The following is a 3,579-nucleotide window of genomic DNA, read 5'->3' on the forward strand; positions in this document are numbered from 1 at the left end:
CCACCCGCCGTGGCCGCCTACTGGCAGCGCCTGCGAGAGCGCCCGGCGTTTCAGCGCGCCTTGCGCGCGGAACGCGAAACCGCCATCGCCCAACAGGTAGACCCCACGCCGTCGCCAGATCTGCGGCCTTGACGGGCAAGCCCTTCTCTCGAAATATTCGATCTGATGGACTCGATTTTTCTCTTGAGAAGAAAGTGACGTGGTGGGCATGCACCGGTGTCCGCCCGAACATGGCCTTGGGCGGTTTCACCCCAAAGTCGCATCTGGCCAGGGTGGCACAACCGCTCCACTGCTGCGGGCTTTGGAAATGGGGGAATGACCGGCCTGCTTCGGATAGCGGCTCAAACGTACCGGCACAACACAACCCGCAAAGTCGACTCCCTCACTTTCTACCGGTCCGCCCCCGCCCAGAAATCCGTCTGCCCATAGTGGTGCTTCAAAAAATCGATCCACAACCGCACCCGCAGCGCCAGGTGTTTGCGCTGGGGAAACAGGGCGTAGATGCCGTTGGGTGGCGCGGCGTAGTCGTCGAGCACGGTGGTCAGGCGGCCGGCAGCCACGTCGGCCTCCACCTCCCAGGTGCTGCGCCAGGCGATGCCGTAGCCGGCCAAGCACCACTCGTGCAGCACCTGGCCATCGGAACAATCGAGCGGGCCACCGGGTTTCAGGTGGATGATGTCCGGCTGGCCTTCTGGCTTGGGCGGCATGGCAAACGCCCAGCCGCGCGTCTGCGAGGCATCGCTGCTGAGGGTGAGGCAATCGAAGCGCACCAGATCGGCGGGCACCTGTGGCACGCCGTGCTGTTGCAGGTATTTCGGCGTGGCTACACAGAGGCGGCGGTTGTCGGCCAGACGCACGCTCACCAGCGAGGAGTCTGGCAAATCGCCCACGCGCACGGCGCAGTCGTAGGCCTCGCCCGGCACATCGACCACACGGTCGCTCAGGTTGAGCGAAATGGTCACCTCGGGGTGCAGCTCGCGAAAGAGCGGCACCAGGGGCGCCACGTGGCGGCGGCCAAAACCGGCGGGCGCGGTGAGGCGCAAATGCCCGCTGGCTTTCACCCCGCCCGCGCTCACGCTGGCTTCGGCGTTGGCCAGGTCCACCAACAGGCGCTGGCAGTCTTCCAGAAAGGCGCTGCCTTCGTGTGTGAGCGTGATGCGCCGCGTGGTGCGCACCATGAGCTTGACGCCCAGGCGCGATTCGAGCGCATCGAGCCGCCGCCCGATGATGGCCGGGGCCACGCCTTCGGCCCGCGCCGCTGCGGTGAGGCTGCCGCGCGCCGCGACGGAAACCAGGGTTTCGAACTGTTTGAGTTTGTCCATGGGGAGGCAGATTAGCGCCAAAAATGCGACAAATCAATCAACAATCTGGCCTATTCAATACCCGTGTAGTGCGACTGCGCCCATGGCCGACCCAGTTGCCTGTTTTCGGCGCCAACTAAAGGGTCTGCGCTCCTGCCTTTGCTCGCCTGACGCGCGGTTGCAGGCAAGGCCGGGCGCCAGCTCGGTATGGCTGGGGGCGTGCAGGAGTTCTCTGGTGGGTTTAACCTGCTGCACGCACACCATCCGCAGACACAAGGAAACCCCCATGCCCAGCACCGCAACACTGGAACGCTTCATCGCCCGGGTGGAAGAAAACGCCCACGCCGAAGCCTGCGAAGAATTCCACACGCCCCACTCTTCCATGCGGGAAAACCAGGCACCGCCGCGGGTGGGGCGCGATGCCCACGTCGCCCACGAGCGCAAGGTGATGGCGCGCGCCAAGACGGTGCAATCCACCTGCGTGCGCCCAGTGTTTGTCGACGGCGAGCATGTGGTGATTCGGTGGATCTTTCGGTTCGAGTGGCTCGATGGCTCCACCACGCGCATCGAAGAACTGGCCTACCAGCGCTGGGAAGGCGAGCGCATTGCGGAAGAGACCTTCTTCTACGACCCGGCACAAGCGCTGCCGCGCCAGCCCTGAAGAAAACGGGCGCCGCGCCTCGTACACCAGCACAGGAGGTTCCCATGGCCTACGACCCCGGTCTCGCCCAACGCATCCGCGAAGCCCTTGGGCCGCGCCCCGGCCTGGCCGAACGCCAGATGTTCGGCGGTCTGGCGTTTCTGCTGGATGGCAAGATGTTCGTGGGCGTGAACGGCTCAACATTGATGGCGCGTGTGGGGCCAGAGCGCTACCCAGACGCGCTCGCCCTGCCCCATGTGCGGGTGATGGATTTCACCGGTCGCCCGCTGCGGGGCTACGTGTACATAGACCCGCCGGGTCTGGCCGAAGACAGAGACCTTTCGGCGTGGGTGCACTGGTGCGCGGCTTTTGTGGCCACGCTGCCGGCCAAGCCCGCGAAATAAACCCCTTGCCCTAAAACCGCATCACCAGCTCGATCCCGGCCAGCACAAAGCCGGCGATCCAGACCGTGGTGGCGAGCATCAGCGCGGCCGGGCGCCAGCCGGTGCGTGCCAGCCCGCCAAACGAGGTCTTCATGCCCAGCGCGGTGACGCCGACCATGAGGCAGGCGCGTGAGCCTTCGCTCAGGCTCAGTTGCAGGGCCGGCGGCATCCAGCCGGCCGAATGCACGCCCACCAGCAGTGCGAACAACACCAGAAAGCCCGGAACCGGCAAGCCAGAAGCAGCAGGGGTGGGCGCCGAAGCCAGCGCCGGCAAACGGCGGCAAACCACCGAGATGGTCATCACCACACCCACCAGCGAAGCCACCCGCAGCAGTTTGACGATGGAGGCTGTGTCGCCCGCTTGCGGCCCCAGCGAATACCCGGCCACCACCACCTGGGCCACGTCGTGGATGCTGCCGCCGATGAACACACCGGCCCAGGTGGGCGGCAAGGCCAGGCTGCGCGCCAGCAAGGGATACAACAACATGGCAATGGTGGACAAGACGGTGGCGAGCACCACGGCGGTCAGCGTGTTGCGCTCGCGCTCCGGATCTTTGGGCAGCACGGCGGCAATGGCCAGGGCCGCTGCCGCGCCACAAATGGCGGTGGCACCGCCCGCGAGCAAGCCCATGCTCCACGAAAGCCCGAGCCAGCGCGCCACCAGCAGGCCACACACCACGGTGCTGGCCACCGCCCCCAGCACCACCAGGCCGGTGGCCCAGCCCAGGCTTTCGATCTGACCCACCGTGATGCGTGCGCCCAGCAGACCAATGCCCAGGCGCAGCACCACCCGCATGCAGGCGTCCACACCGGGCGCGGTGCGCGGGTCGTGGCTCTGGTGGTGAAAGGCCGCACCCATCAGCAGGCCGTACAACATGGGCGGGCCGCCGTGCATGCCCGAAACGAAGACTGCGGCCAGCGCGATCACGGCGCACAGGGCCGCGCCCGGCCACAGGCTGACGAGGTGGCCAGACCGCGCTTGCCAGATGTCCATGGTGCCGGAGCGCCACCCGTGCCGCATGGAGCGGCGCCGGCCAGGGGCACCGCCGGGCCGGCTCTGCCGGACGGCCAGTGCCGCCCCCTTGAGGGGGTGACGCGAAGCGGCGCGGGGGTGCTTCAACTTTCGACAAAGGCGCGTTCGATCACGTACTGCCCCGGCTGGCTCATATTGCCTTCGTGCTGGCCCAGCTTGTCC

The 3,579-nt window shown here is 66.8% G+C and carries 4 protein-coding genes; 2 read left to right on the forward strand and 2 right to left on the reverse strand.

Going from position 1 to position 3,579, the window contains the following annotated elements:
• Window positions 1-389: 389 nt before the first annotated feature.
• Window positions 390-1,322, reverse strand: coding sequence for a LysR family transcriptional regulator (locus tag ABYB95_RS19350; RefSeq protein ID WP_372660612.1), 933 nt, complete (start codon window positions 1,320-1,322; stop codon window positions 390-392).
• A 265-nt stretch (window positions 1,323-1,587) separates the two neighbouring features.
• On the opposite strand from ABYB95_RS19350, the gene ABYB95_RS19355 reads away from it, so the two are divergent.
• Together ABYB95_RS19355 and ABYB95_RS19360 are read left to right on the forward strand one after the other, a co-directional pair.
• Window positions 1,588-1,962 carry a nuclear transport factor 2 family protein gene (locus ABYB95_RS19355; RefSeq protein ID WP_372660615.1) on the forward strand — a complete coding sequence of 125 codons (375 nt, stop codon included), beginning with the start codon at window positions 1,588-1,590 and terminating at the stop codon, window positions 1,960-1,962.
• Window positions 1,963-2,006: 44 nt separating this feature from the next.
• Window positions 2,007-2,345, forward strand: a complete 339-nt coding sequence (locus tag ABYB95_RS19360; protein ID WP_372660618.1) for a TfoX/Sxy family protein — start codon at window positions 2,007-2,009, stop codon at window positions 2,343-2,345.
• A gap of 10 nt (window positions 2,346-2,355) precedes the next feature.
• Here ABYB95_RS19360 and ABYB95_RS19365 read toward each other — a convergent pair whose 3' ends face one another.
• On the reverse strand, window positions 2,356-3,378 hold the full coding sequence (locus ABYB95_RS19365; protein ID WP_372660621.1) for a YeiH family protein: 1,023 nt from the start codon (window positions 3,376-3,378) through the stop codon (window positions 2,356-2,358).
• Window positions 3,379-3,579 lie beyond the last annotated feature (201 nt).

Origin of the sequence: Hydrogenophaga sp. (assembly GCF_041633695.1) — a bacterium.
Lineage (GTDB): Bacteria > Pseudomonadota > Gammaproteobacteria > Burkholderiales > Burkholderiaceae_C > Hydrogenophaga.